The following is a 24,684-nucleotide window of genomic DNA, read 5'->3' as shown; positions in this document are numbered from 1 at the left end:
CTCCTTTTACTCTGTAATGATGTCATGAATCAAGATAGGCTGTTCAGCCGTATCACCGATTTCAATATTTTTATATAACAAGTCGATCACTGGCGAAATGTCTTCTTCATTACTATAGATCGTCAATAGCGATTCGCCAGTTTCTACTTTATCACCGATTTTCTTATTCAATCGCAAACCAACAGCATGATCGATCGAATCTTCTTTCGTTTTACGTCCTGCACCAAGCATCATTGCTGCGATTCCTAATTCGTTCGCAACGATTTTTGTCACGACACCTGTTGTCTTCGCTGGCAGTTCATAAATATAACGAGCAGTTAACAACCGCGCAGGTTCATCGACGATCGTCGAGTCGCCCCCTTGGTTTTGGATCATTTCTTTGAATTTGGCTAGCGCTCGCCCAGATTCGAGGGCTTCTTTTAGCATTTCGCGCGCTTCTTCGATCGATGCCGCTTTTTCGGCTAAAACGACCATTTGACTACCTAAAGCATAGCACATTTCAACTAAATCTTCCGGTCCGTTCCCTTGAAGTGTTTCAATGGCTTCAACGACTTCTAAGCTGTTGCCGATTGCTTCACCCAACGGTTCAGACATATCAGAAATCACTGCTACTGTTTGGCGACCGGCTAATTTGCCGATCCGTGTCATGGTCTTCGCTAGACGTCTTGCATCTTCGATATTTTTCATGAAGGCACCGTCACCCGTCGTCACATCTAGCACGATCGCATCCGCTCCTGCGGCGATTTTCTTACTCATGATCGAACTAGCAATCAATGGGATCGAGTTGACCGTTGCCGTCACATCACGCAAGGCATACAATTTTTTATCTGCTGGAGCGAGATTGCCCGATTGGCCGATCACCGCTACTTTACTTTCGTTCACGGTGCGGATGAATTCTTCATCTGATAGTTCGATCCGAAATCCAGGAATAGCCTCTAACTTATCTAATGTACCACCTGTGTAACCAAGACCACGCCCTGACATTTTTGCCACAGTTGCGCCTACACTTGCTACTAAAGGTGCTAAAATCAAGGTAGTTGTATCCCCTACCCCTCCGGTAGAATGCTTGTCGACTTTGATCCCATCTAAGGAACTCAAATCGATCACATCGCCAGAATGAGCGATTGCCAACGTTAGATCAGTGATTTCTTCATCGGTCATATCCTGATAGAAGATAGCCATCAATAATGCGCTGATTTGGTAATCAGGAATGTTATCATTTGTGTAGTTCGTGACAATGTACGTAATCTCTTCCTTTGATAATTGGTGTCCATCTCTCTTTTTTTCGATCAAATCGACCATCCGCATGCCGTAATCCTCCTCGTTCTTCATTCGGTATTATACAGGAATTTTGAAAAAGGTAAACCACTTTAGTAAACCGGTTTACTATTTTCCCGCAATGTATCTTACCAGCTTTGTAAACACTTACATAAGCAATATAACGCCCTACTAGACCTTTGTCAATGTTTTTACGCTCTCACGAATAATTAATTTTGTTTCAAAGACTTTGTTCGGAACTTTTCTTTGTGGAAATTCAATCGTATCAATCAAAAAGCGAGCTGCATAAAAACCGATATCGAAACTCGGTTGTTTGACCGTTGTCAACTTAGGGATCATATACTCAGACAATTTTAATCCATCAAAGCCGATGACCGAAATATCCTCTGGAATACGCTTGCCCATTTCATCGATTGCTTGGTAACAACCAATTGCCATGGCATCATTGCCACAAAACACCGCCGTCACATCTTTGTGCCGTAACAAGCGTTTACTTGCTTCGTACCCTCCTTGAACAGTCAGATCTCCTTCTTCTACAAACTTACCGTTGAACGCTAATCCATGATCTTTTAAGGCATGACGATAACCATTGAATCGCTCTTCTAACTGATAATAGCCAGTTGTCTCTTTTAGCATACCAATTTTAGTATGACCATTTTTGATCAATAACGAGACAGCTTGATAAGCGCCTTCATATTCCTTCACGATCAAGCGACCGTTATCCCGACGATTCAACCCACGATCGATTAGGATGATCGGCATGTTGTTATAAAAACCACTATCAAGGGCATACTCTTGAGGCAATACATTCGGCGTCGCTAACAATAAACCATCCACGGATCGATGAGAAAGCTCCCTTAAATACTTCAGTTCATTGTCTTGACTATGTCTGGAGTTACAAAGAATGATGACATATCCTAAGGGATTTAAATAACTTTCAACCCCTTCGATCACTTTTGAAAAGAAGAAATCCGTCACATCTGGCACGATCATACCAATCGTTTTTGAGTGACGATTGATCACATTAGAAGCAAAATAATCTGGCTTGTAATGATGTTCATTTACGATCGACAACACTTTTTTTCGTGTCTTTTCACTAAAACGGCTGCCTTTATTATTTAAAATCTGTGACACAGTCGTCACTGAAACACCCGCCATCTCAGCAATATCTCGAATTGTCAGTTTCACTTTTGTTCCCCCTTTATATATGTAAATTCCCTAACAGTGTACCAAATGGTTTTCAAAATGGATAGAGGAAATGAGGCTTGGTCAAAAGTAAATGAGTCTCATATAGAGATTCACTAGATAAATTTTATAACAATGTCTTATGTTTCGTGGTTCACTCTCACTTCCCCTTATCCTACTTTATTTACCTATCACCGATGACTATCCGTTTATTTGGTGTAGTAACATCTATACTCTACAACTCGACCGACCCACGCTAGTATATTTAAATTGCTCTGATTTTAAAGACTTTTAAAAAAACTCGATGTGCTTTTTTACTGTTATTTTAGATATGTAAAAGCATTAAATAATATGTTATTTTTCTATCTTGCATTACTTATTTATTACTTTATTGGCACTATCATTTTCCTTTCACATCCATTGATCAACTTCTTGTACAAACAAAAACAGTTAAAGAAATCCTTACTCATTTCTTCAACTGTTTCGTTGCTTATATTCAGTTGTTTTTAGTCTTCCTTCACACTTCGGATAATATAATAGCCTTTATCTTTGATCACGATTTCTGCGTTTCCAAATGTTTCTTGCATTTTCTTTTGTGCGCTAGGTGCCCCTTGTTTTTTCTGAATGACGATCGTTAAAGTACCGCCCGTACGTAAACGAGGATACGCACCTGTCAAGATTTCATGTACGACTTTTTTGCCTGCTCGAATCGGCGGATTGCTGACGATTGCAGCGTAATCTGTTTCTGTCACCTCTTCATAAATGTTTGACTGATGAATCGCTACATTCTTGATTTGATTTCGCTTCGCATTTCCTTGCGCTAAATCAACCGCTCTGGCATTGATGTCTACCATTTCCACGAAACGTTCACTCGCATAGGCAAGCGAAAGCCCGATTGGACCATAGCCACAGCCAACATCCAAAATTTTGCCTTCTGGTAACTGTGTCCATTCAAAGGCATCGATCAATACACGTGAGCCATAATCAACTGTTTCACGTGAAAACACGCCGGAGTCCGTCACGAACTGAAAGGTTTTCCCTCTTAGCTCAAATGACCATTCGTCAAACTCATGAGCTGTCTCTGGGTGTTCGGAATAATAATGATTCGTCATAGTTTCCATCCTTCTTATCTGTTAGTTGTTCATAGTCTAACGTGTTCCATGAGAAGGTGCAAGTGAAACTGTATGTCTTCGGTTTTCTTTTACAGAATCAAGCGATTTAATGCACTACAGAAAGAAAAATCGCATTCCTTAGTATTTCTCTATTTACCCTTTTCGGTATTTGCGTAATCTGTTTCGTGAAAGTAGGAACAGGGTAAATAGGACGAGCATAACCTTTGATATCACCGCCTTTATGATGACAAATCGCGAGATGATCACCCGATTAGAAGAAGGAGTATTATTGACTCTTACTTCCGCTGACCTTTATGATGTGGATGAAAAAATAATCATATTAGGTGAGGTTACTCTGAAGAACATAGGTTATCGCTCGGAAATGTCGAGAGACAGTAACGAGTAAAGCAGGGATTGTCGAATTAAGGCTTTTCCAAGATAACTAGAACTTGTTTCTTACGTCTCAGAAAGCCAAAGCTCAATTAACGTGATTACAATTGCGCACCACAATTGCAAATTACACTTTCCAATGTTTATTTGAGTACGCCGCCCTTTATGTATTAAGGAGGCTTTTTTATGTTGTCAGCAAAAATTGCACCACCAAGAAACCGGTGAACATTGCTTTAGGTAAACATGGCTGTCTTGGTACCCTATTGCTATTTCAACTATTTCGATTTCCTTACTTGGTTGAGATTCGCTTCATCCACTACAACAAAGCAATGACTGTCTTTCCAGAAAAAAATTTATTAATGACCAACTCACATCCAATTCCATCAGCAAACAATAAATTGTACGGATTCATTTACTATTCAATTATATAGTGATTTATTTCACAATTTATTAAGGATTGTTTAATCTCTACGTGCGCCTCAACATAACTATTGTTTTTTTAAGAGGCTCATGAGAAATTTAAGAGGAGAATAGAATGATAAAGGAGGCATAGCTGTATGTCGATCGAAAAATTAGAATATTTCTATATGATTGCCCGTTTCAATAGTCTCTCACAAGCTTCAAAAGAGCTCCATGTTAGTATTTCTTCGTTAAGTAGTTCGTTAAAAAGTTTAGAACAAGAAATCGGGACAGATCTGTTTGAGCGTCACGGGAAAAAGATCATATTGAGTACCCATGGAAAAGCAATCCTTCCTTCCGTAGAATTGATTTTGGCGGAAGCGAAGAAATTGAATATCTCATTAAATGAATCAGTAGACTATCCTTCTTTGCGTGTCGGCACAAGCGATGCTTCGTTTATCTTTGAAGCAAACAAATATCAAAGCCGGCATCAAAACTTTACGATCGACTACCGTTATATTCCTTCATTGGATCTGCTAAATAAACTAAGTCAGAAAGAAATCGACTTTGCCATTACTTCTGCTACCTTAGATCACCCCAAATTCATTCAAACAAGGTTAGCCACTTTGGAACTTAAAGTTGCAATCAGTAGCTATTTTGTAAAACCAGATGGGATATTATCCGCGGAAGTACTAGAAGAGTTACCTTTTATCTTTTTACTCGACCATGTCGAACATCAAGTGATTACAAAAAAAGTAGTCAAACAGCTGACCAATGAACCAAAATATATCGTCTGTCCAGATAGTTTAGGAGCAACGAAAATGATTACAGAAGGAAAAGGAATGCTATTAGCCAATACCTTTGCGCAAGAACTTTTAGCTATTGAACCTGTTTGTTTTGTCTCGCTGCCAACATTTCCAACCATTCATTTTTATCTTTATAAAAACAGTGAATCAGAAAACTTTTACTTCTATCCAGAGGTTGAAAAAGAAATCCAAGCGATTTTCAATCAAACATGTCACACTACACAAATGATGGGCTCTGCTGATACTGGCACCTATTACTTGCCAAAACGATAAATACTGAAATCAAAATAAAACAAGTATTTCAATGTCGTAAATGAACACCGATAAGAGATCCCAGAGAGATTTATCTTCGAAAAGTAAGGCGGCATCCACTGAATTTGTTCTTCAATTTTTGGTGGGTGTCGTTTTATTTCCCAGAATGTTACTTCTATTCCTACTATTTCAGCTAACTTTGAGTTAAACTGTTACTTTTTTCTTATACAATCCTCTATTCTCTTCGCCTCTTTTCAGTTATCAAAAAAGAAAGAACGCCTATTCTTCCATCCTTTGATATGAGAAAAAACCATTTAGTTTCTCGCCTAAGTGGTAGGGTTTGACACGCATTTATGTTAAAATAGGTCCATTGATGGGAGAATCCAGGAGGCTATGTATGAATGATCCAATGAATTATTACCGTGTGGCAAGAGAAGAGTGGCGCGAATTTTACCGAAATGGTCAAGCTCCATTGACACAAGATGAACTAGATAGTATAAAAAGTTTGAATGACCGTATTTCCATGCAAGATGTTCGCGACATTTATGTACCACTTGCGCACTTGATTTTTCTGCATATGAAAGAGTTTGAATCCCTCTCTCTGAGCAAAGGGTTATTCCTTCATAAATACACTCAAGTCCCACCGTTTATTATCGGGATTGCCGGAAGTGTCGCAGTCGGTAAAAGCACCACCGCGCGCTTATTGCAAATGATTTTGTCTCGGACATTCAAACGAAGAAATGTCCAGCTAATCACCACAGATGGTTTTTTATATCCGAATAAAGTCTTAAAAGAACGTGGTATCATGGACCGGAAAGGATTTCCGGAAAGTTATGACATGGAAAGGTTGATCGATTTTCTTAATCAAGTGAAATCCGGTCAAGAAACAACCAAAGTTCCAGTCTACTCTCACGATGTCTATGATATTATTCCCGATGAATATGAACTGATCCAACAACCGGACATTTTGATCGTCGAAGGAATCAACACGCTTCAACTACCAGCTAATCAACAAATTTACGTCAGTGACTTTTTTGATTTCTCTGTGTACGTTGATGCAGATTCTGAATTGATCGAAAAATGGTATTTGGATCGCTTTGGCGCGTTACTTGATACAGCTTTTCAACATCCACAAAACTATTACTACCAATTTGCCATTGGTAATCGTGAAGATGCGTTTAAAATGGCAAGAGATGTATGGAAAAATGTGAATTTGAAGAATTTAAACGAATATATCTTGCCTACTCGTGGAAGAGCCGATATAATTCTCCATAAAACTGAAAATCATATTATCGATTCGATTTTCATGCGAAAATATTAGCATTTTAAAATAGTTCAACTATTTTGAGATAAATTTTAAAGGGATAGGGGTAATAAATGTGACGAACGTTGCCGATATGACAAACGTTGAAAAAATCATCGTACTAGATTACGGTAGTCAATATAATCAATTGATTACACGACGCATCCGTGATTTAGGTGTTTTTTCTGAATTATTGAGCCACCGTATTACAGCTGAAGAAGTGAAAGCCATGAATCCGAAAGGGATCATCCTTTCTGGAGGACCAAACAGTGTCTATGATGAGAATGCTTTTGGCATTGATCCTGAAATCTTCAATTTAGGAATTCCAGTGTTGGGTATTTGTTATGGTATGCAATTGATCACGTACAAACTTGGCGGTTCTGTTGAGCCTGCGAAAAACCGTGAATACGGCAAAGCATTGCTTGAAGTAACAGCCGATGATGCGGCACTATTCAGCCAAACACCAAAACAACAAACCGTTTGGATGAGCCATGGGGATCTAGTAACCAAAGTACCAGAAGGTTTTGAAACTGTTGCTACAAGTAGCGATTGCCCAATTGCATCGATCCAAGACAAAGAACGTAACTTCTACGGTATCCAATTCCACGCAGAAGTCCGTCATTCAGAATACGGAATCGAATTATTACGTCATTTTGCTTTTGACATCTGTCACTGTGAAGGCAATTGGACAATGAACAATTTCATCGACATGCAGATCGAAAAAATCCGTGAACAAGTTGGCGATAAAAAAGTCTTACTTGGTTTATCTGGCGGAGTGGATTCAAGCGTCGTTGGTGTCCTTTTACAAAAAGCGATCGGTGATCAATTAACATCGATTTTCGTTGACCATGGTCTATTGCGTAAAGGCGAAGCGGATCAAGTCATGGAAAGCTTAGGCGGAAAATTCGGCTTGAACATCATCAAAGTAGATGCAAGAGAACGTTTCTTAAATAAACTTGCAGGTGTCTCTGATCCTGAACAAAAACGTAAAATCATCGGTAACGAGTTCGTCTACTTGTTTGACGACGAAGCAACAAAGCTTGCCGGCGAAGAAGGTGTGTCTTTCTTAGCACAAGGAACACTTTACACCGACGTAATCGAAAGTGGAACAGAAACTGCCCAAACGATCAAATCACACCACAACGTAGGTGGCTTGCCTGAGGACATGCAATTTGAATTGATCGAACCATTGAACACATTATTCAAAGACGAAGTCCGCGAACTAGGGACACAGCTTGGTATGCCTGACTCAATCGTTTGGCGCCAACCATTCCCTGGACCAGGTCTTGGTATCCGTGTCTTAGGTGAAATCACTGAAGAAAAATTGGAGATCGTCCGTGAATCAGATATGATCTTACGCGAAGAAATCGCCGCTGCCGGTCTTGACCGTGACATCTGGCAATACTTCACGGTTTTACCTGGTATCCGTTCTGTTGGTGTCATGGGCGACGGTCGTACGTATGACTACACAGTCGGTATCCGTGCGGTCACATCGATCGATGGTATGACAGCTGACTTTGCACGTATCCCATGGGATGTGCTACAAAAAATCTCTGTACGTATCGTCAATGAAGTCGCACACGTGAACCGTATCGTGTACGATATTACCTCTAAACCACCAGCAACTGTGGAGTGGGAATAGAATAATCAAAATAACCGTGAATCCTTTGTTAATGAAGGGATCCACGGTTTTTTTGTTTTGTAACTAAAGGAATACAAAAAGAGGTACATTTAATAACTTTGTTTCTTTGATGTACTATTTATAGTTGTGTCATAGCTAAATTTCTGAACAAGAAGTTTATACCATAAAGATATGTCTTTATAGCTTTTGTCTTGCTTTATTTTATGGGAAAGGTTCTACTCAACACACAAATTGAAGTCCATTGAAAAATGAGACCAATAATCTATCTTTTTAAAACACTGTTTTTATTGAAAAATATAGCTTTGTAAAAAAGTAAGGCTAATTCATTCACCTATTTTTTTAATACAATGACATCTTTACCATCAATTTGGACATTTAATACACCTTGCTCATCGTATCCAATAAAATCAAAATACCAAAGTACTTTACCCTCATTAGATAAACGACTTTCCAATAAGTTAGATTCTTTCAGTTTACCTTCACTTTCATAGGTGAGTTTTATGTCCATACTATTTTTTGCACCATTCAACTGATCAGCTTCTACAACAAACATTGTAGGATAAGCTTTGCCAAAGGCTTTATTGCCAGTTTCTATTACATTACCTGTAAAACCAATTGGTTGAAAATTTTTCATTTCTTGTACATTTACAGGTAAAGGCCAATTACCTTCCGTAGTTAATATTTCAACCTTAGAAAATCCTTTCCCAGCTCCTTTTTCACCTTGATTTACTCCACTTATTTTGTTAATTTCAACTGACAGTTCCTCCATAGTATCAAAATCATTTTCGAAACTATTTATTAGATAAGAAATTTCTAAAGTATTTGTGGAATCATCGAAATATTGATTAAATGTATACGAGTCAACTTGAGAATCTTCTGTAGAGTTGTTTGTAAACAGTACTTTACCATCTTCTTTGATCGAAAATCCTAGGTTATAGTAATCTATTCTTGAGGACACAAGCTTGGATTTTTTAGGAAGATTGATAATGAAATATAGTCCTAATTGTTTCTGGTCTATGTAAGCTTTTTCTAATTTGATTTCAATTTCGTTGTCTTTAACAACACTATTTAGTTGATGAACAAATTCTTCTTCCACTAACTTTTTTGATGTAAATTGCCCAAATTTCAAATAATTTCCAACAGCTTGTGTTATTGGGGAGATGCAAACAACTATCAAAACCAACGCAGCTATACTAGCTATTAGTATTGTTCCAAGTCTTCTTTTCTTATTTCTACTTGTTTTGATTTTTTGGTACGCGACATCTATTTTTTCTTTTACTTCCCTAGGTATTTTTTCTTCATTATTTTTTAGATTAGCTAATTCTTTTTCAAAATCTTCATTCATATTTTTAATCACCTTTCGTGTATTCTTTTTTCAACCAGGCTTTACCTCTAAAAATTCTTGATTTCACAGTCCCTAATGGTTCTCCAATAATAATACTAATCTCTTTGTATGAAAAACCGCTGTAATAATAAAGTAAAATCGGTACTCTATACACCGGATCTAGCTTTGAAATAAGGTTTTCAAGTTCCAATCCTTCTTCACAATCTTCTACTAATAATTTTTGATGATTGTCAGAATAGTTATAGGAAAATTTATTATTTTTCTTAATCAGGTTATAACTCTGATTAATTAATATTTTTGTTATCCACGTATGAAAATATTGAGGCTGTTTCAAATTCCCAATTTCTTCAAAAGCAATTAAAATAGTATCTTGTAAAACATCGGCTGCATCTTCTATACCTAAATATCTTTTGGCTATCCCATAAAGAACATTTTCATACTGCTCTATTAACTTTACAAAGGCTTCCCCATCCCCTTTTTGAGCTCTTTTAACTAGCCATTTTTCACTTGACAATAGAAATTCACCACCTTTATCTACTCTATTAGAGCAAAAAAACATGCAAAAAGTTCCCTTTCAAAAAATTTTTCTTAAACAATGGATACCTTGTCAAATCAGCTGAATAAAAGTTGGATCGAATAACAAAAAGACTGAGAGGTATCTAAGCTCTCAGTCTTCAATCATATTTAAAGTTTCTCACTAAGCATCTCAATCACTTCAACTACCTAATTTTTACATAAAAGGTGAATCTATACATATCAGAACCACTTAATCAGCTCAACAAATTTTGATTTTTTCTAACAAAATTCATTTTCATGCTGGTATTTTTTGATCAAAAAATAGAAATCAACTTTAGTCTATTAGCAGCTGATTGAATATTCTATCTACTTAGATCATCTTATTGGACTTTCTTTCTTCTTGTTAAATAGATTAATGAAACAAGAAATGTTACTACTCCAACCAGTTGTCATATGTGGTTTGTTTGCTCTCCAGTGTGGAGTAAGTTTTTATTATTATTTTTGTTGCTTGTTTTATTGTTTGTATTTTGAGAATGTGCAACATTATTATCCTTGCTTGTAGTTCCATTTTTTTCTTTCTCTCTAACAGTGATCGCGGCGGTACTCGTTACTCCAGCTCTATTGTTGATGATCTAATAAAGGTGCCTCTGGAGCAATAATCATTTTATGCCATCAAAACCGAATATATACTATTCCAGAAACAGCTATTTTTTATAACATCTTTGACTAGTTCGCTCTAAAATTAGTTAAAATTTTTGCTCTGCTTTACAAAGTAATTCCTTAGATAATAGAAACACATCCCTAAAGAGGCTGCGAACATTATCCATAGATACTCATGAAGCGGTATACTGATTTTTATACTATCCAGGTATTCCAATGTCTTTTCAAATGTATATGACAGAAGAAACATCAGTAAAAACACTTTGAGCTTGCCAAGTTTTTGTTCAATACTTCGTTCACCTAATGTAGCTAGTCCTAAAATCAATCCAATAGTACTTGGGTACAATATAACAAATTCTTGTTTTGAAAATATTTTTGCAATTCCAACAGCAATTAAACTCACATATGAAGCAAGTAACACGTTTCTTAATATATTACTTAATATGATTTTCATGTTCGCATCAACTCCAAAATAGATGTTTTGCATAGGCTAACTATTTAACTTTCTTACAAGTGGATATACATCACTTATACCATTTTCTGTCGATGGTTTTCGATATTAGTCAAAAAATACCTTTTTGAAGTCATAATTGTACATGAGGTTGTGACAAAAGTTCTTAACTTCGAGAAATAACCTAAAAAAAGAATTGTTCGTCATATTCCCCATTCACTTTAAAAAAAATGAAAAATCAATGTTTTTACTTTTTGAATTATTGTATAATACTCATATCAATTGAAAAATGGGAGGTTTTATGAACGTATTCCAGTTAAATGAAGGCATTTATCAAGCAATCGTCGATGGCACTTTGAAAGGATAATTACACTATCTTGATGAACGTAAAGCAAAGAAGAAGGAAATGTTGGTTAGCGGTGCATACGCTTGGACGAAAGGGAATCATATTGATGATCAAGTAGCAAAAATCGGACAAAGTGTTGGCATTGATTTTACAGTTGAAAAAGCTGGCTATACCTGGGAATATTTACAGTTCACCCTAAATGAAGAAGCCGATACTTTTATGTTGATCGTCAAGAACTCTCGGCGAATCCGCCAAACATTTGATGGCGTGATAAAAAAAGAAAAAAACTACCTAACAGACTTAGCCGATCTTAATCTTCCCGCATTCAAAGAAACAGGATTGACGCTTTTAGAAAAAACCGAGCAAATCGAATTAGAATTAAATTATCCCGAAGAAATAAAAGCGATCCAAGAAGGTCGCTCTTTAGCGGTTGAACATGCTTGTTCTCGTTTTTACATAGTTACATACGAAATCAATGACGACACCAAAATAATTGACTCTATCCACTTAATGATGCCCAATAGTGAAACAATGAGTTTGGTTTCGATAAAAGATTTATCCACTTATATGGCTACTAGCCCTTATGAGATTACATATGAAGATGTAGCGATCATCAAAGAAGAAAAAACGACCGATCAAACAATCTTTTCCGGAGAACCAAATGCTTTTGGGCTCTCTGTCGCTGTAGAGATAGAGGAAAAAGAAAATTAATGAAATTAAAAAGTTAGGATGTGTTAACCATGTTTTTCGGAGAGAAATTACAAGCTGTTCGAGAGTTAAAAGGTCTCTCCAGAAAAGAGCTCGCTGATTTGGTCAATGTCAGCGAGCAAGCGATATGGCAGTATGAAAATGGATATACGGTTCCTAAATTTGAGATCGTAAATAAATTTAAACAAATTTTTTTTGTGAAACCGCAATTCTTTTATACTGAAGCTTTTATCAAAAACATAGCCACAATTGAACGGATCGCCTATAGAGCAGAAGATCGTGAAGCTAGAAAAAAAGCAAAGATGGAAACAACGTATTTAGATTTTGTTAGCCATTTTATTTTAGTATTTGAAGCGAATGTGGAAGAACCGCCAAAAACAATCTATCACTTAAGACAAGCATCTGAAAAGGATTATTATAACGCTTCTAAAACTACTGATAAAAAAATGATCATTCAACATCTAGCAGAAAAAGCTAGAATTGAATTAAATATAAAGAACAATAAAGAATTATTGTATAAATTAGAAATGTCTGGAATTTCGATTCTTGAAAAAAATATGGGCGCAGAGATTGATGCCTATAGTGTTTGGACGAAAGAAAACCGCCCCTTTATTATTTTAGGAAATCGAAAAAAATCCTCTGTCAGAAGAAATTTTGATTTAGCACATGAACTAGGACACCTTTTAATGCATCGATTGATTGATATGGATAGTCTTTCTAAAGAGGAACATAAGGGCATTGAAAAAGAAGCAAATGACTTCGCCTCTTATTTCTTACTTCCAGAACAAGAATTTATCAATGATTTTAAGCAAATCAAGAAGAAATCGAACCCATACTCTTATGTGGAAATGAAAATGAAATATATGGTTTCAATCATTGCTTTAGAGTACCGTGCGTATAAGTTGGGCTTACTTAGTTTCGAGGAAAACAGATATTTTTATGCTTCACTCAATAAATACAATATGCGCGATAAAGAACCTCTAGATGAAGATATTCCAATAGTCCAACCTGGTAAGATTCGAGCACTTCTTCATTTTGTTTTTGAAAATCAACTTCTTTTATTAAGTGATTTTTTGGATAAATACAATATTGAGCTTTCTTTTCTAGCTAACCTACTCAGTGTTGATGAAGACTTTCTAACAAAATTCAATGATACGGTTCGAACAGACTATTATCATTCGAATATCATCCATTTTTCACCTAATCGAAAATAAGTACAGTTAAACTTTCTAGCAATTTTTTACCTCATGAAATTTACCAAAAGTAATTTTTTCAATAATAAGCCATCAAAGCCAAAAATACTTTTTAGCTTTGATGGCTTATTTTGAATGCTCACTTCAATTCTAAATAGGTCATCTAGACTATTTTTTATGCTACTTTAAGTACCAATTCTATTAAATATCTCTTTGATTCCAACTATTACATTGATTCTTCCCAAACTTTGACACTGATAACTGTCTCTTTTAGCAACTCCCCGCTGATTTCTTTATCATTCATAAAAAGACCACTACTTCTGTACGGATAATCACTCTCTAAAATAATAGCTATCTCCTCTTTATGTTTTCTAGCTCCGCTCGCATAGCTTTAGGTATGAAATAAGAACGCTCAAAATAAAATCCACTTGAATAAGTACATCGATTTGTCCAAATTCTCTTAGTAAAAATTAGTACTAATTTTCTCACTTTGCCGATTCTCTTTTTCATTCTAAAGCCTTTGTTTTTCATACACTTGAATTCTATTAGCATTTATTTAAGCCAAACAATGACAACTAAAAATCAATATTGAAACAATACCTTCTCTTTTACTCACTCCTCCCTTTTAAACATTCTGCTAAACATTAAACTTTAATTAGTACCCTTTTATCATTACCTTGTTTCACTCATAAACTGTCTGTTGAAACCGAAAAAACATTGTTATACCAAGGACTACCACATTAATGTGGTAATTAATTATCATTTACTACATAACAAAATTTCATTAAGATAGAATTAAGGAAGCGCTTCCGGAGGTGGGTTCGATGAGTTTAAGCAAAAGGGAAAAGTTGTTGCTACGTCTACTTTTAGACCAAGAAAAGTATCAACCAGCAGCATTTTTCCAAAAACAGTTGTATGTCTCTCCTAAGACAGTTTACAACGACTTAACAAGTTTGGAAGAAAAAATAAAAGAAACTGGTACCGTGATCACTAAGCTACCTCGCAAGGGTATTCGCTTAGAAGGTACTGAATCAGCGAAACAAAATGCACGTTCTTTGTTGGTATATGAGCAACTCATTCTTGATGAATACTCCCCAGAATACCGACGCTTGTTTATATTCGGGAACTATTTTTTTTCAGAAAAAGCCATGCGTTATCATGAGTTTGCTGAATACTTTTTTGTGAGCCAGCAATCAATCAAAAATGATGTAGATGACATCGTAAGATTTTGCCAATCCAAACAGATCACAGGAAAAGTAACGTCACATGGATTGCAATTGATCGCAGATGAGTCTGTTCAACAAAATGTTTTCAAATCATTCTTAGAACCATATATGGAAACTGAAGGAAGTCAACATACTTCTATTCCTTCGCTGTTTGATGAGCGAATTATTGACCTGACAGAACAGTTTATTTATGGGATGATCCAGCAAATTGGACGGCAAATTAATAACTATTTTGTAGAATCATTATCTTTATCCTTACAGATTTTTTTATCTAGGCTTCTTTTAGATCATCACATCGAAAAGCAAGAACAGCTAGTCTTTGATGAATTGAAACGAATGAAACTGTATATGATTGCCCGTTCATTTGCCGAAATGGTTAATGAATCCTTGTCTATTTCATTACAGGAGTCAGATATCCAATATATCTGTTCGCTCTTACTTGCTCACGGGATCGAACCTTATGTCCAAAGTACGGATAAGCCTGATTCAGTCATCACTGTTTCCACAAAACAAATCATTGATAAAATGTCGACTTTATTGAAAATTGATCTGACACAAGATGAACTGTTGTTACAAGCCTTGCTCTCACATATCGTACCCATGATCCATCGTCTGAAAACTGGTATGTTGATCAAGAACCCTTTGCTTAAAAGTATCAAAACACAATATTCGACGATGTTCACATTGACCAAGTATGCGATTAGCGAGTTAGAGAAAGAATTCCGCTGTTCTTTAACAGAGGATGAAGTCTCTTTTCTCACGATTCATTTCCAACTGGCTTTTGAAAAGCGAAAGATGACAAATCATATCCTCATCGTTTGTCGCTCTGGCCTTGCCACTTCAGAATTGATTTTCAATCGGATCAAGCAGACCATTTCGGCGAATACTGTTTTAGAAATCATTCAATCAAACAAACTCTCTCATACTTCTTTGGAAATGGTTGATCTAATCATTTCAACAATCCCTTTAGAAGAAGTAGAACCGCCTGTTATGTACGTGTCTGCTTTACCAACTACCGAGGAAATCACAAACATTTCAGCAAGAATTTCTAATTTGAATGAAAATGAAAAAAAATTCCATTCAAAAAAATATCAATCGCCCACTTTACTAAAAAAATATCTTGACCCAGATTTCATTTATATACAAAAGCCCTTTTCAACAAAAGAAGCGATCTTGTCTTTTTTAGCCGATGATTACTTGGAAAAAGACTTAGTTAGCCACGGTTTTAAACGCTCTTTATTTGATCGAGAAGAATTAGGTAGTACAGGACTAAAAACCGGGGTGGCCATCCCTCATGCTGATCCACATACAGTGAAAGAAACAAAATTGGCATTTGTCACACTTGCTTCACCGATTGCTTGGGGAGATACGAAGATCCAATTGATCGTCTTATTAGCGATCGCCGAAAAGAATATGACCGAAGCAAAAGAATTGATCGCTTCAATTTATGACTTGTTCAATTCCTCAGAAGAAATCCAGTGGATTGTAGCGAGTCAAACACCAGATGAACTTTATCACAGACTTATAAGAGGAGGGAATGAGCTTGTTTTTTGATCATCAACTTGCGTTATTGAATCAATCATTCGCAACGAAAGAAGAAGCGTTGCAAAAGCTATCAGAAGAACTACGAAAGAAACAATGTGTCACGGATGATTTCTATCAAAATATTATTCGACGTGAGGAAGTATTTCCGACAGGTTTAGCCATTAACGGTATAGGCGTTGCGATTCCACATACAGATAGCCAGTATGTCAATGAATCACAAGTGGCGTTCATGTCACTCAAAAAACCATTACCATTTATTGAAATGGGCACAAACGACAAAGAAATAGATGTTTCATTGTTGTTCATGCTTGCGTTGAAAGAACCTCATGAACAGTTGGAAATGTTGCAACAATTGATTGAGATGTTCCAGAAACCTGGCGTTTTAGAGGAACTCTTAACACTCACTACAGAAACAGAATATCTAGCGATTATCAAAAAATATGGCTTACATTAAGGAGGAACATTTATGTTAGACGCATTACAGTGGTTTGTTGATTTAGGTTCGATTGTTGTCCTTCCTATCCTTATCTTTATTTTCGGAATCATTTTAGGAACAAAACCAGGAAAAGCATTTACTTCGGCGTTGACAGTTGGTGTTGGTTTTGTCGGATTGAATCTAGTAATTGACTTACTAGGAAACAGCTTGGGACCAGCGGCACAGCACATGGTTGAGCGTTTAGGGTTAAACTTGACCACGATCGATGTCGGTTGGCCAGCAGCCGCAGCGATTTCTTATGGAACGATTTTGGGGAGTCTCGCTATTCCAATCGGTGTGGTATTGAATATCGTACTGATTTTACTCGGCTTGACGAAAGTATTGAATGTTGATATCTGGAATATCTGGCATGCTGCATTTATTTCTTCACTTATTTTTGCTTTGACCGGTGATTTCGCTATGGGAATCGCTGCAACGGTGATTTATTTGATGATGATCCTTTTGATGGGCGATATTTTAGGTCCGATTATCAACAAATTTTATGGATTCCCGAATATTACGTTCCCTCATGGAACAGCAGCTCCAGGATTTGTCTTTGCATTACCAATGAACTGGATTTTTGACCGTATTCCAGGATTGAAAGATTGGAAAGCTGACCCAGAAACGATTCAAAAGAAATTCGGTGTTTTTGGTGATTCAACTGTAATGGGCTTTCTGATTGGTTTGGTGATGGGGATTTTAGCTGGCTATGATGTTGCAGGTACTGGTCAATTGGCGGTTCAAACTGGAGCAGTTATGGTGATCATGCCTAAAATGGTTGCTTTATTAATGGAAGGGCTTACTCCAATATCAGAAGCTGCCAATGAATTTGTCAAAAAACGTTTCCCAGGAAGAGAACTTTATATCGGAATGGATGCTGCGTTATCTGTAGGTCATCCAGCTGTTCTTTCTTCTTCCTTATTACTCGTGCCGATTACGATCTTATTAGCGGTTATCCTACCCGGCAATACAACTTTGCCTTTTGGTGACTTAGCAACGATTCCATTCTTGATCTGTTTGATGGCTGCAGTCTTTGCAGGAAACATTATTCGAACAGTAATCGCTGGAACACTCTATATGGTAAGTATTCTTTACATCACATCTTGGGTTGCCCCACTAGTCACAACAGCTGCTCGTTCGGCAAACTTTGATTTACAAGGAAACTCAACGATTACTGCGATGGCAGAAGGCGGTCTTTGGACCACTTGGATGTATGTCGGACTAACAAAAGTTTTAAGCTGGGGTGGTTTAGCGATCATCGGTGCAGTTGTTCTTTTCGGATTGATCTACGTCAACAAAATTTTACCAAAAAAACAAGCAGCTAAAACAGCTGAATAGGAGGAAACTAGAATGAAAAAATTATTGATTATGTGTGGTACAGGTGTTGCAACTTCTACCGTTGTAACGAACAAAGTAAAAGAATGGTTAAAAGAAAAAGGGCTAACGGAGCAAGTAAAGTTGTATCAATCAAAAGTAGCCGACGAAATGAATAAAATCGATGAATATGACATTGTTGTCAGTACGACAGTCGTGCCAGATTCAATCAAAGATCGTGTCATTATGGGTCTGCCTTTGTTGACAGGTATCGGTACCGAAGCGATGTATGCTGAAATCGAGAAGAAAATCAACGAATAAAGGAGAATCCACATGCTGGTTACCACAAAAGAATTATTTGAACAGGCAGATAAAAACAATTACGCGATCCCTGCTGCCAATTTCTTCGATTTAGATAGCGCAAGAACGTACGTAAAAACAGCTGAACGATTAAAGAAACCATTGATCTTGGCGTTTGCCCAGTCTCATATGAATATGATGTCGTTAGAAGAAGCCGCTTTGATTGGTAAATTCTTAGCAGAAAAAAGTACTTCACCTGTCGCCTTACATTTAGATCATGGTCAAGACGAAGCAATCATCAAGCAAGCAATCGATCTAGGATTTACTTCGGTCATGATCGACGCATCAGAAGATTCATTCGAAGAGAACGTTCGCCGATCAAAAGCGATCGCTGATTATGCTCATCCTTTCGGTGTGGTTGTTGAGGCAGAAATCGGTCACGTCGGCGCTGGAGATAGCTTGGAATCAGAGGAAAGTGACTCCATCTATACAGAATTTAGTGAAGCTGTGAAATTTGCAGAAGCAACTGGCATAGACTCATTGGCAGTATCTATCGGTACCGCCCATGGTCACTATACAGGTACACCTAAAATCAATTTCGATGTTCTACAACAGCTGTATGAGGCATTAGCTATTCCTTTAGTGTTACACGGTGGTTCTTCTTCTGGGGATGAAAATCTTGAGAAATGTGCGCTCAACGGGATTCGTAAAATCAATATCTTTACCGACTTTATCACAGCATCAATGGATAAGATCCGTGAAAAGCAACCAGAAAATTACTTTGACTTGATCCATGATGCAAACGAAGCAATCGCTAAAACTCTAGAGCATTATTTTAATGTCTTCCACACAGCTTCTCATGAATAAAGGAGTGTAATTATGCAAAAAAGAACCTTACGTACCCCATTCTTTGTTGTTAATCCAAAAGCTTATTTATATGGCGACCAAGCACTTGCCTTAGCCAAGGTAGCAGATGAACTATCTGCTAAACACGATATTGACATTTTATTCACTGTCCAGCATGTCGATGCTGCCCGAATCAAAAACGAAACTGATCATTTATTCATTACTGTTCAACATTTAGACGGGCTTCAAGTAGGACGTGGCATGGGATATATTCTTCCTGAAGCAGTTGCTAAAGCTGGGGTTACTGCTACGTTTTTAAATCATGCGGAACATCCAATGACTGTGAACGAACTGACAAAAGCAGTAAAACGTGCAGATGAATTAGGCATCCTTACGATCGTTTGTGCAGATTCCATTGAAGAAGCACAAGCAGTGGCAACACTTCATCCTGATGTGATGGTCTGTGAACCGACGGAGTTGATTGGCACTGGTCAATCCAGTGATATTTCTTACATGAAAGCAACCAATGATGCGGTTCGCGCAATCAATCCAGACATCCAGCTCTTACAAGCAGCGGGGATTTCTACTGTTGAAGATGTAGAAAAAGCGTTATTATCCGGTGCAGATGGTACTGGGGGAACAAGCGGTATAGTGGCGGCTGACGACCCTGCTCAAACATTGACGAATATGATCCAGAAAGTAGCAGAACTAAAAAAGGAGCTTAAATAGATGAAATTCGCAAAAGATCAATTAACTTTGACTTCAAATGGTAATCGTGTGTCTTATCATAATATTACTGAACAGGTCAAAGCAATCGTTGAGAAAAGTCAAATCACGAATGGTATTTGTCTCGTTCAATCTCCTCATACGACTTGCTCAGTGATTTTTGAAGAGTATATGCACGATACCGATTTTAATGGCGATGAATTTCTACAAGTAGACCTAAATCGTATTTTAGATAAAATCATTCCGAGAGAGCTATCTGAGAACACGAATTATCGTTATCCAGGACCGAAGCATTTAGAATTCCTGATGGGTCTGGATGATCCTAACTATCCAACCGATCCTGCAACGATTTTAAATGGCGATGCTCACATCCGCTCTTCCTTTTTCGGTGCAAGCGAAAGTTTTATTTTGAGCGAAGGAAAATTAGAGATTGGCTCTGTTGGCTATATTTACTTCGTCGACTTTGACCAAAACCGTGTACGAAACCGAACCTGTCACGTCATGGTGATGGGAGAGTAACTTCTCGCTTTCGATTTCCCATTCATTCGGAAACCACCATTGATGGCTAAACAAAACAGACGAAACAGCACGCACATCCTACCTACTCCCATTGGTTGATGTGAAGGTGTCGTTTCGTCTTTTTTGTTGTCTGAAATCAAACGACTCTTCTAGTGTTCAACCAGGATGGAACAGCCTAGTGGATGTTCCGTCCATCCTTGTACTTTCCGATTTCTAAGCACGACTTGAACATGTGATAACCCTTCTATCTTGACCTGATAGCTCTCATCTTCGGGTATGACAGTGATCGTACCAACTGAAAGCCCCTGTTGATCTACCACTTGTTGCGTCACTTTTTCAGTCAGTTCAAAAACGTGCACAGTCAAGTCTTTCGTGTAGTCGTATGCAGCGGTCGTATCCACGGAACCTTCGATGATCAATGAATTAGGACGGACCATGAGGGGTAAGTGGAAGTAATCATAGGTCTGTGTGTACCATTGTTGTCCTTCATATACATGATTATCTAAATAATTCGTCCAACGTCCCTCTGGTAAATAAAAAGTGACCTTTCCCTGCCCATTGAAAATCGGTGCAATCAACAGCCGTTCACCGAACATATACTGTTTATCGATCGTATGCGTCGTATAGTCTTCTGGAAATTCCAGCATCACTGGACGCATCATCGGGATACCTGTTTGCGCTGTTTCTACCGCTTGCTCATAGATATAAGGCATCAAGCGATTTTTTAATTTTGAAAATCGTTGGCTGACCAATACCGCTTCTTCCCCAAAGTTCCACGGTACTCGGTATTCAATATTACCATGGTAGCGACTATGAGTAGATAATAATCCGAATTGTGTCCAACGTTTATAAATATCCGCTGTCGCATTCTCTTCAAATCCACCAATGTCATGGCTCCAGAAGCCAAAGCCGGATAACACAAATGAGAGTCCACCCCTTAATGATTCTGCCATGGACGGGTATTCCGATAAGTTGTCCCCACCCCAATGGACTGGGAATTTTTGTGAACCAACCGAAGCAGAACGAGCAAATACGACCGCTTCATCTGGGCGTAATTCTGCTAATAATTCAAAGACGACTTCGTTATAAAGATACGCATAATAGTTGTGCATTTTTTGCGGATCAGAACCATCGTGGTAATTCACATCCGTAGGTATACGTTCACCAAAATCCGTCTTGAAGGAATCGACACCAATTTCTATGAGTTCTTTCAGCCTTTCTTTGTACCAATGACGCGCTTCTGGATTTGTAAAGTCAATGATTCCTTGACCCGCTTGCCAAAGATCCCATTGCCAAACTTCGCCATGTTTATCTTTGATGAAATAGCCTTTCTCTTTACACTCTTGAAAGGCTGCCGCTTTTTGTCCGATATACGGGTTGATCCATACGCAGACCTTCAAGCCCTTCTGATGGATTTTTTCAATCAGTTGTTGCGGATCTGGAAACAGCTCGCGATTCCATTCAAAACCACACCACTCGAATTCTTTCATCCAAAAACAATCAAAATGAAAGACATCAAACGGAATCTCTCGTGTCTGCATTTCTTCAATAAATCCCATGACTGTTTCTTCACGATAGTCCGTCGTAAAGGAAGTTGATAACCACAAACCAAACGACCATGCAGGTGGCAATGCGGGTTTGCCCGTTAAATCAGTGTATTTTCTTAAGATCGTTTTCATATCGGGTCCATAGATGATATAGTATTCCAATCGTTCACCTACTACACTGAATTGTGTGCGTGAAACATTCTCCGAACCAACTTCAAATGAGACATTTTCAGGATGATTGACAAAGACACCATACCCTTGGTTCGTTAAATAAAATGGGATATTTTTATACGCTTGTTCACTACCAGTACCGCCATCTTGATTCCAACAATCAATGATTTGCCCATTTTTGATGAACGGGGTGAATCGTTCACCTAAGCCATAGACATATTCATACGGATCTAATGATAACTGTTCTCGCATGTAATACAGGCCGTCACTACTTTTGACCAACGCCTGTGCTTTTGGCAAAGAAGAAGTCAAACATTTCCCTTCCGCGAGAAAATCAATTTGGAATGCGGCGTTTTTCGGCACTCGTGCGACTAATTGTCCTGATTGGAACGTATAAAATTTTTCATTTTCTGTATCGATCATGACCGAAGATGATTGCTTGTTGAGTTGAAAATGAGGACCGGTTTGTGCTTTGTCATGATGCACCAGTTGTACTTTGATAATATCTTCTCTTGGTGATTCAAAAGACAAGGTCGTCATCCCTAGATTCAAGGTATCCCCTCTTGTCTGGATCGGTTTATAAGGCAAGAAAAGAGTTAACTTATCCTCCTTCACTTGAGCTTCATAGACATGGTTCGGGTGTTCAAGATGAAACCCTTCTTTTGCCAACCAATAGCCGTTTGTAAACTTCATTTATTTTCCTCCTACTTCACTGCGCCATCTGAAATGCCTTTTACGACATGTTTTTGCAAGACAACAAATAAAATAATAATCGGTAAGACGACGATCACTAGCGCAGCCAGTGCCAAGTGCCACTGCTTATTGAATTCGCCGAAGAAATAAAACATCTGTAAAGGAATTGTATACATCCCTGCTTTGTTGATGCTTAATGAAGGCAACAGATAATCATTCCAAAACCATAAGGCATTCAACACGATGACTGTCACTGTCGTAGGCTTCAGCAAAGGAAAAATGACTTGCCAATAGATTTGGAAGGTATTTGCCCCATCGATCAATGCCGCTTCATCTAATGATTTCGGAATCCCTCGTAAAGCACCGTAATATAAAAAGGTCGACATACTTGTCGCTAATCCTAGATACATCACCATCAAACCTGGCTGATTCAGCATACTGACTTGCCCAAAAAGTGAAATTAAGGGAATCATGATTCCCTGAAAAGGAATCAATAAGCCAATTGCGACAATAAAATAAAGAAATGAACTTAAGCGACTCGTGTTTCTCGATAACGCATAGGCCGCCATGGAAGAAACAAACACAATCAATACTAAAGATCCGATCGTTATCAGTAACGAATTAGCTGCACTTTTGAAAAAATCCAATCGCTCGAACGACTCGATATAGTTGTCAAGTGTTAGCCCAGTTGGTAAAGTGAGTGTGTTTTGGAATATCTCTGCTTTGGTTTTGAATGAATTGATCACCACTAAGAAAAACGGATAAAACCACAGACTAGCAAGCACCAATCCGCTAAAAATCAGTAGCGCCTTCTTAATCTGTCGTGGATGTTTCACTTTTGATTGCTTCATGCACTGACCTCCTTTTTTCGTGTCAGCGAGATTTGAACCACTGAGATGATCACAATAATAACCAGAAAAATCACCGCTTTTGCCTGTGCATAGCCCATCTTTCGCATCCCGAATGCTTCATTGTAGATATTCATCGCCACCATTTGTGTGGAATTGAACGGACCACCTTGTGTCAGTGCTAAGTTTTGATCATAGATTTTAAATGCGTTGGACAACGTCAAGAACAAAGTGACGGTGAAAGCTGGCATCAACATGGGTAATTTGATACGGAAAAAGACTTGCAAAGGATTCGCCCCATCCATATCTGCCGCTTCCAAAATCTCTTCTGGAATATTGTTGAGAAATGAGATATAGATCAGCATCATATAGCCACTCATTTGCCAAACAAATAAAATAATGAGCCCCCAAAACCCCGTTTCCGGCGTGTTCAGCCAACCGGCAAAAAAATCAATGCCCGTCATAGTCGCCAGACTTTCAAATGCTTTATTGAAAATAAACTGCCAAATAAATCCTAGGATGATCCCTCCAATCAAATTTGGCATGAAAAAGATCGTACGGAAAAAAGTCGTCCATCTACCTAATTTTTGTGTCACGAACATCGCTAGACCTAAAGCCACGATGTTGATCAAAATCACACTGAAAAATGAGAATTTTGCGGTAAACAGTAAACTGTCGATAAATCCTTGATCATTAAATGCCCGAAGATAGTTTTCAAATCCAACGAATTCACCTACTGTATTGCCATTCCAGTTTGTCAGTGAATAATAACTACCTGTCAGTAATGGAATGAACAAAACGATCGCTAACGCCAATAACGCTGGTGCAAGTAATAACCAAAAAGCTTTTGTGCGATTTGTTAACATGAGAACCCTCCTTGTATCTCAC

At 37.8% G+C, this 24,684-nt stretch carries 20 protein-coding genes, 1 pseudogene and 1 riboswitch; of the genes and pseudogenes, 12 read left to right on the top strand and 9 right to left on the bottom strand.

Annotated features, from left to right (window positions below; translation table 11 throughout):
* Nucleotides 1-6: 6 nt before the first annotated feature.
* The 3 genes from EM4838_RS14560 to EM4838_RS14550 form a co-directional block, all read right to left on the bottom strand.
* On the bottom strand, nt 7-1,308 hold the full coding sequence (locus EM4838_RS14560) for a pyrimidine-nucleoside phosphorylase (RefSeq protein WP_071867744.1): 1,302 nt from the start codon (nt 1,306-1,308) through the stop codon (nt 7-9).
* Between the two features lie 141 nt (nt 1,309-1,449).
* Complete coding sequence (locus tag EM4838_RS14555; protein ID WP_071867745.1) at nt 1,450-2,466, bottom strand: LacI family DNA-binding transcriptional regulator; 1,017 nt, start codon at nt 2,464-2,466, stop codon at nt 1,450-1,452.
* A 503-nt stretch (nt 2,467-2,969) separates the two neighbouring features.
* Entirely contained in the window at nt 2,970-3,575 is a 606-nt protein-coding gene (locus EM4838_RS14550; protein WP_071867746.1) for a class I SAM-dependent methyltransferase, read from the bottom strand.
* Between the two features lie 329 nt (nt 3,576-3,904).
* A riboswitch (M-box (ykoK) riboswitch) is annotated at nt 3,905-4,072 on the top strand.
* 450 nt (nt 4,073-4,522) lie between these two features.
* Between EM4838_RS14550 and EM4838_RS14545 the strand changes: the two genes are divergently transcribed.
* From EM4838_RS14545 to guaA, 3 genes are all read left to right on the top strand, one after another.
* Entirely contained in the window at nt 4,523-5,443 is a 921-nt protein-coding gene (locus tag EM4838_RS14545) for a LysR family transcriptional regulator (RefSeq protein ID WP_071867747.1), read from the top strand.
* Between the two features lie 376 nt (nt 5,444-5,819).
* The gene (coaA, locus tag EM4838_RS14540) at nt 5,820-6,743 is read left to right on the top strand and encodes a type I pantothenate kinase (protein ID WP_019723173.1); all 924 of its coding nucleotides are present in this window, start codon (nt 5,820-5,822) and stop codon (nt 6,741-6,743) included.
* A 58-nt stretch (nt 6,744-6,801) separates the two neighbouring features.
* Nucleotides 6,802-8,367: a glutamine-hydrolyzing GMP synthase gene (guaA, locus tag EM4838_RS14535; protein ID WP_071867748.1), complete on the top strand. Its 1,566-nt coding sequence runs from the start codon at nt 6,802-6,804 to the stop codon at nt 8,365-8,367.
* A 331-nt stretch (nt 8,368-8,698) separates the two neighbouring features.
* On the opposite strand, the gene EM4838_RS14530 is transcribed toward guaA, so the two are convergent.
* From EM4838_RS14530 to EM4838_RS14520, 3 genes are all read right to left on the bottom strand, one after another.
* Nucleotides 8,699-9,712 carry a DUF4179 domain-containing protein gene (locus tag EM4838_RS14530; protein ID WP_071867749.1) on the bottom strand — a complete coding sequence of 338 codons (1,014 nt, stop codon included), beginning with the start codon at nt 9,710-9,712 and terminating at the stop codon, nt 8,699-8,701.
* A gap of 4 nt (nt 9,713-9,716) precedes the next feature.
* Nucleotides 9,717-10,226, bottom strand: coding sequence for an RNA polymerase sigma factor (locus tag EM4838_RS14525; RefSeq protein ID WP_071867763.1), 510 nt, complete (start codon nt 10,224-10,226; stop codon nt 9,717-9,719).
* Nucleotides 10,227-10,970: 744 nt separating this feature from the next.
* On the bottom strand, nt 10,971-11,342 hold the full coding sequence (locus EM4838_RS14520) for a hypothetical protein (protein WP_071867750.1): 372 nt from the start codon (nt 11,340-11,342) through the stop codon (nt 10,971-10,973).
* 379 nt (nt 11,343-11,721) lie between these two features.
* Here EM4838_RS14520 and EM4838_RS14515 point away from each other — a divergent pair.
* From EM4838_RS14515 to EM4838_RS14475, 9 genes and pseudogenes are all read left to right on the top strand, one after another.
* A pseudogene (locus tag EM4838_RS14515) lies at nt 11,722-12,396 on the top strand (spr1630 family ClpXP-sensitive toxin); the annotation flags it as partial.
* A 29-nt stretch (nt 12,397-12,425) separates the two neighbouring features.
* The gene (locus EM4838_RS14510; protein WP_071867751.1) at nt 12,426-13,607 is read left to right on the top strand and encodes a spr1629 family repressor/antitoxin; all 1,182 of its coding nucleotides are present in this window, start codon (nt 12,426-12,428) and stop codon (nt 13,605-13,607) included.
* A gap of 803 nt (nt 13,608-14,410) precedes the next feature.
* Nucleotides 14,411-16,366, top strand: coding sequence for a BglG family transcription antiterminator (locus tag EM4838_RS14505; RefSeq protein ID WP_071867752.1), 1,956 nt, complete (start codon nt 14,411-14,413; stop codon nt 16,364-16,366).
* Nucleotides 16,356-16,811: a PTS sugar transporter subunit IIA gene (locus EM4838_RS14500; protein ID WP_071867753.1), complete on the top strand. Its 456-nt coding sequence runs from the start codon at nt 16,356-16,358 to the stop codon at nt 16,809-16,811. Before EM4838_RS14505 ends, EM4838_RS14500 begins: the two co-directional genes overlap by 11 nt.
* 12 nt (nt 16,812-16,823) lie before the next feature.
* Nucleotides 16,824-18,170: a PTS galactitol transporter subunit IIC gene (locus EM4838_RS14495; protein ID WP_071867754.1), complete on the top strand. Its 1,347-nt coding sequence runs from the start codon at nt 16,824-16,826 to the stop codon at nt 18,168-18,170.
* Nucleotides 18,171-18,182: 12 nt separating this feature from the next.
* Nucleotides 18,183-18,467: a PTS sugar transporter subunit IIB gene (locus EM4838_RS14490; RefSeq protein WP_019722790.1), complete on the top strand. Its 285-nt coding sequence runs from the start codon at nt 18,183-18,185 to the stop codon at nt 18,465-18,467.
* Nucleotides 18,468-18,479: 12 nt separating this feature from the next.
* A complete protein-coding gene (locus EM4838_RS14485; RefSeq protein ID WP_071867755.1) occupies nt 18,480-19,313 on the top strand; it encodes a class II fructose-bisphosphate aldolase in 834 nt (277 codons plus the stop codon).
* A 12-nt stretch (nt 19,314-19,325) separates the two neighbouring features.
* Complete coding sequence (locus EM4838_RS14480; protein WP_071867756.1) at nt 19,326-20,021, top strand: triose-phosphate isomerase; 696 nt, start codon at nt 19,326-19,328, stop codon at nt 20,019-20,021.
* Entirely contained in the window at nt 20,022-20,537 is a 516-nt protein-coding gene (locus EM4838_RS14475) for a YjbQ family protein (protein WP_019722787.1), read from the top strand.
* 149 nt (nt 20,538-20,686) lie between these two features.
* On the opposite strand, the gene yicI is transcribed toward EM4838_RS14475, so the two are convergent.
* The 3 genes from yicI to EM4838_RS14460 are packed head-to-tail and all read right to left on the bottom strand — an operon-like array spanning nt 20,687 to nt 24,662.
* Nucleotides 20,687-22,948, bottom strand: a complete 2,262-nt coding sequence (gene yicI, locus EM4838_RS14470) for an alpha-xylosidase (RefSeq protein ID WP_071867757.1) — start codon at nt 22,946-22,948, stop codon at nt 20,687-20,689.
* Nucleotides 22,949-22,959: 11 nt separating this feature from the next.
* A complete protein-coding gene (locus tag EM4838_RS14465; protein WP_071867758.1) occupies nt 22,960-23,799 on the bottom strand; it encodes a carbohydrate ABC transporter permease in 840 nt (279 codons plus the stop codon).
* The gene (locus EM4838_RS14460) at nt 23,796-24,662 is read right to left on the bottom strand and encodes a carbohydrate ABC transporter permease (RefSeq protein WP_071867759.1); all 867 of its coding nucleotides are present in this window, start codon (nt 24,660-24,662) and stop codon (nt 23,796-23,798) included. Before EM4838_RS14460 ends, EM4838_RS14465 begins: the two co-directional genes overlap by 4 nt.
* Nucleotides 24,663-24,684: the final 22 nt, after the last annotated feature.

Source organism: Enterococcus mundtii (assembly GCF_002813755.1).
Classification (GTDB): Bacteria; Bacillota; Bacilli; order Lactobacillales; family Enterococcaceae; genus Enterococcus_B; species Enterococcus_B mundtii.
The sequence above is the reverse complement of the archived record's forward strand: the minus strand, read 5'-3'. Positions and strand labels throughout refer to the sequence as shown.

Excerpts from the sequence above, each read along its gene's own strand:
- EM4838_RS14560 (WP_071867744.1), bottom strand. The coding sequence starts at position 1,308 with ATGCGGATGGTCGATTTGATCGAAAAAAAGAGAGATGGACACCAATTA.
- EM4838_RS14550 (WP_071867746.1), bottom strand. The coding sequence starts at position 3,575 with ATGACGAATCATTATTATTCCGAACACCCAGAGACAGCTCATGAGTTT.
- EM4838_RS14545 (WP_071867747.1), top strand. The coding sequence starts at position 4,523 with ATGTCGATCGAAAAATTAGAATATTTCTATATGATTGCCCGTTTCAAT.
- coaA (WP_019723173.1), top strand. The coding sequence starts at position 5,820 with ATGAATGATCCAATGAATTATTACCGTGTGGCAAGAGAAGAGTGGCGC.
- EM4838_RS14530 (WP_071867749.1), bottom strand. The coding sequence starts at position 9,712 with ATGAATGAAGATTTTGAAAAAGAATTAGCTAATCTAAAAAATAATGAA.
- EM4838_RS14520 (WP_071867750.1), bottom strand. The coding sequence starts at position 11,342 with ATGAAAATCATATTAAGTAATATATTAAGAAACGTGTTACTTGCTTCA.
- EM4838_RS14510 (WP_071867751.1), top strand. The coding sequence starts at position 12,426 with ATGTTTTTCGGAGAGAAATTACAAGCTGTTCGAGAGTTAAAAGGTCTC.
- EM4838_RS14505 (WP_071867752.1), top strand. The coding sequence starts at position 14,411 with ATGAGTTTAAGCAAAAGGGAAAAGTTGTTGCTACGTCTACTTTTAGAC.
- EM4838_RS14495 (WP_071867754.1), top strand. The coding sequence starts at position 16,824 with ATGTTAGACGCATTACAGTGGTTTGTTGATTTAGGTTCGATTGTTGTC.
- EM4838_RS14490 (WP_019722790.1), top strand. The coding sequence starts at position 18,183 with ATGAAAAAATTATTGATTATGTGTGGTACAGGTGTTGCAACTTCTACC.
- EM4838_RS14485 (WP_071867755.1), top strand. The coding sequence starts at position 18,480 with ATGCTGGTTACCACAAAAGAATTATTTGAACAGGCAGATAAAAACAAT.
- EM4838_RS14480 (WP_071867756.1), top strand. The coding sequence starts at position 19,326 with ATGCAAAAAAGAACCTTACGTACCCCATTCTTTGTTGTTAATCCAAAA.
- EM4838_RS14475 (WP_019722787.1), top strand. The coding sequence starts at position 20,022 with ATGAAATTCGCAAAAGATCAATTAACTTTGACTTCAAATGGTAATCGT.
- yicI (WP_071867757.1), bottom strand. The coding sequence starts at position 22,948 with ATGAAGTTTACAAACGGCTATTGGTTGGCAAAAGAAGGGTTTCATCTT.
- EM4838_RS14465 (WP_071867758.1), bottom strand. The coding sequence starts at position 23,799 with ATGAAGCAATCAAAAGTGAAACATCCACGACAGATTAAGAAGGCGCTA.
- EM4838_RS14460 (WP_071867759.1), bottom strand. The coding sequence starts at position 24,662 with ATGTTAACAAATCGCACAAAAGCTTTTTGGTTATTACTTGCACCAGCG.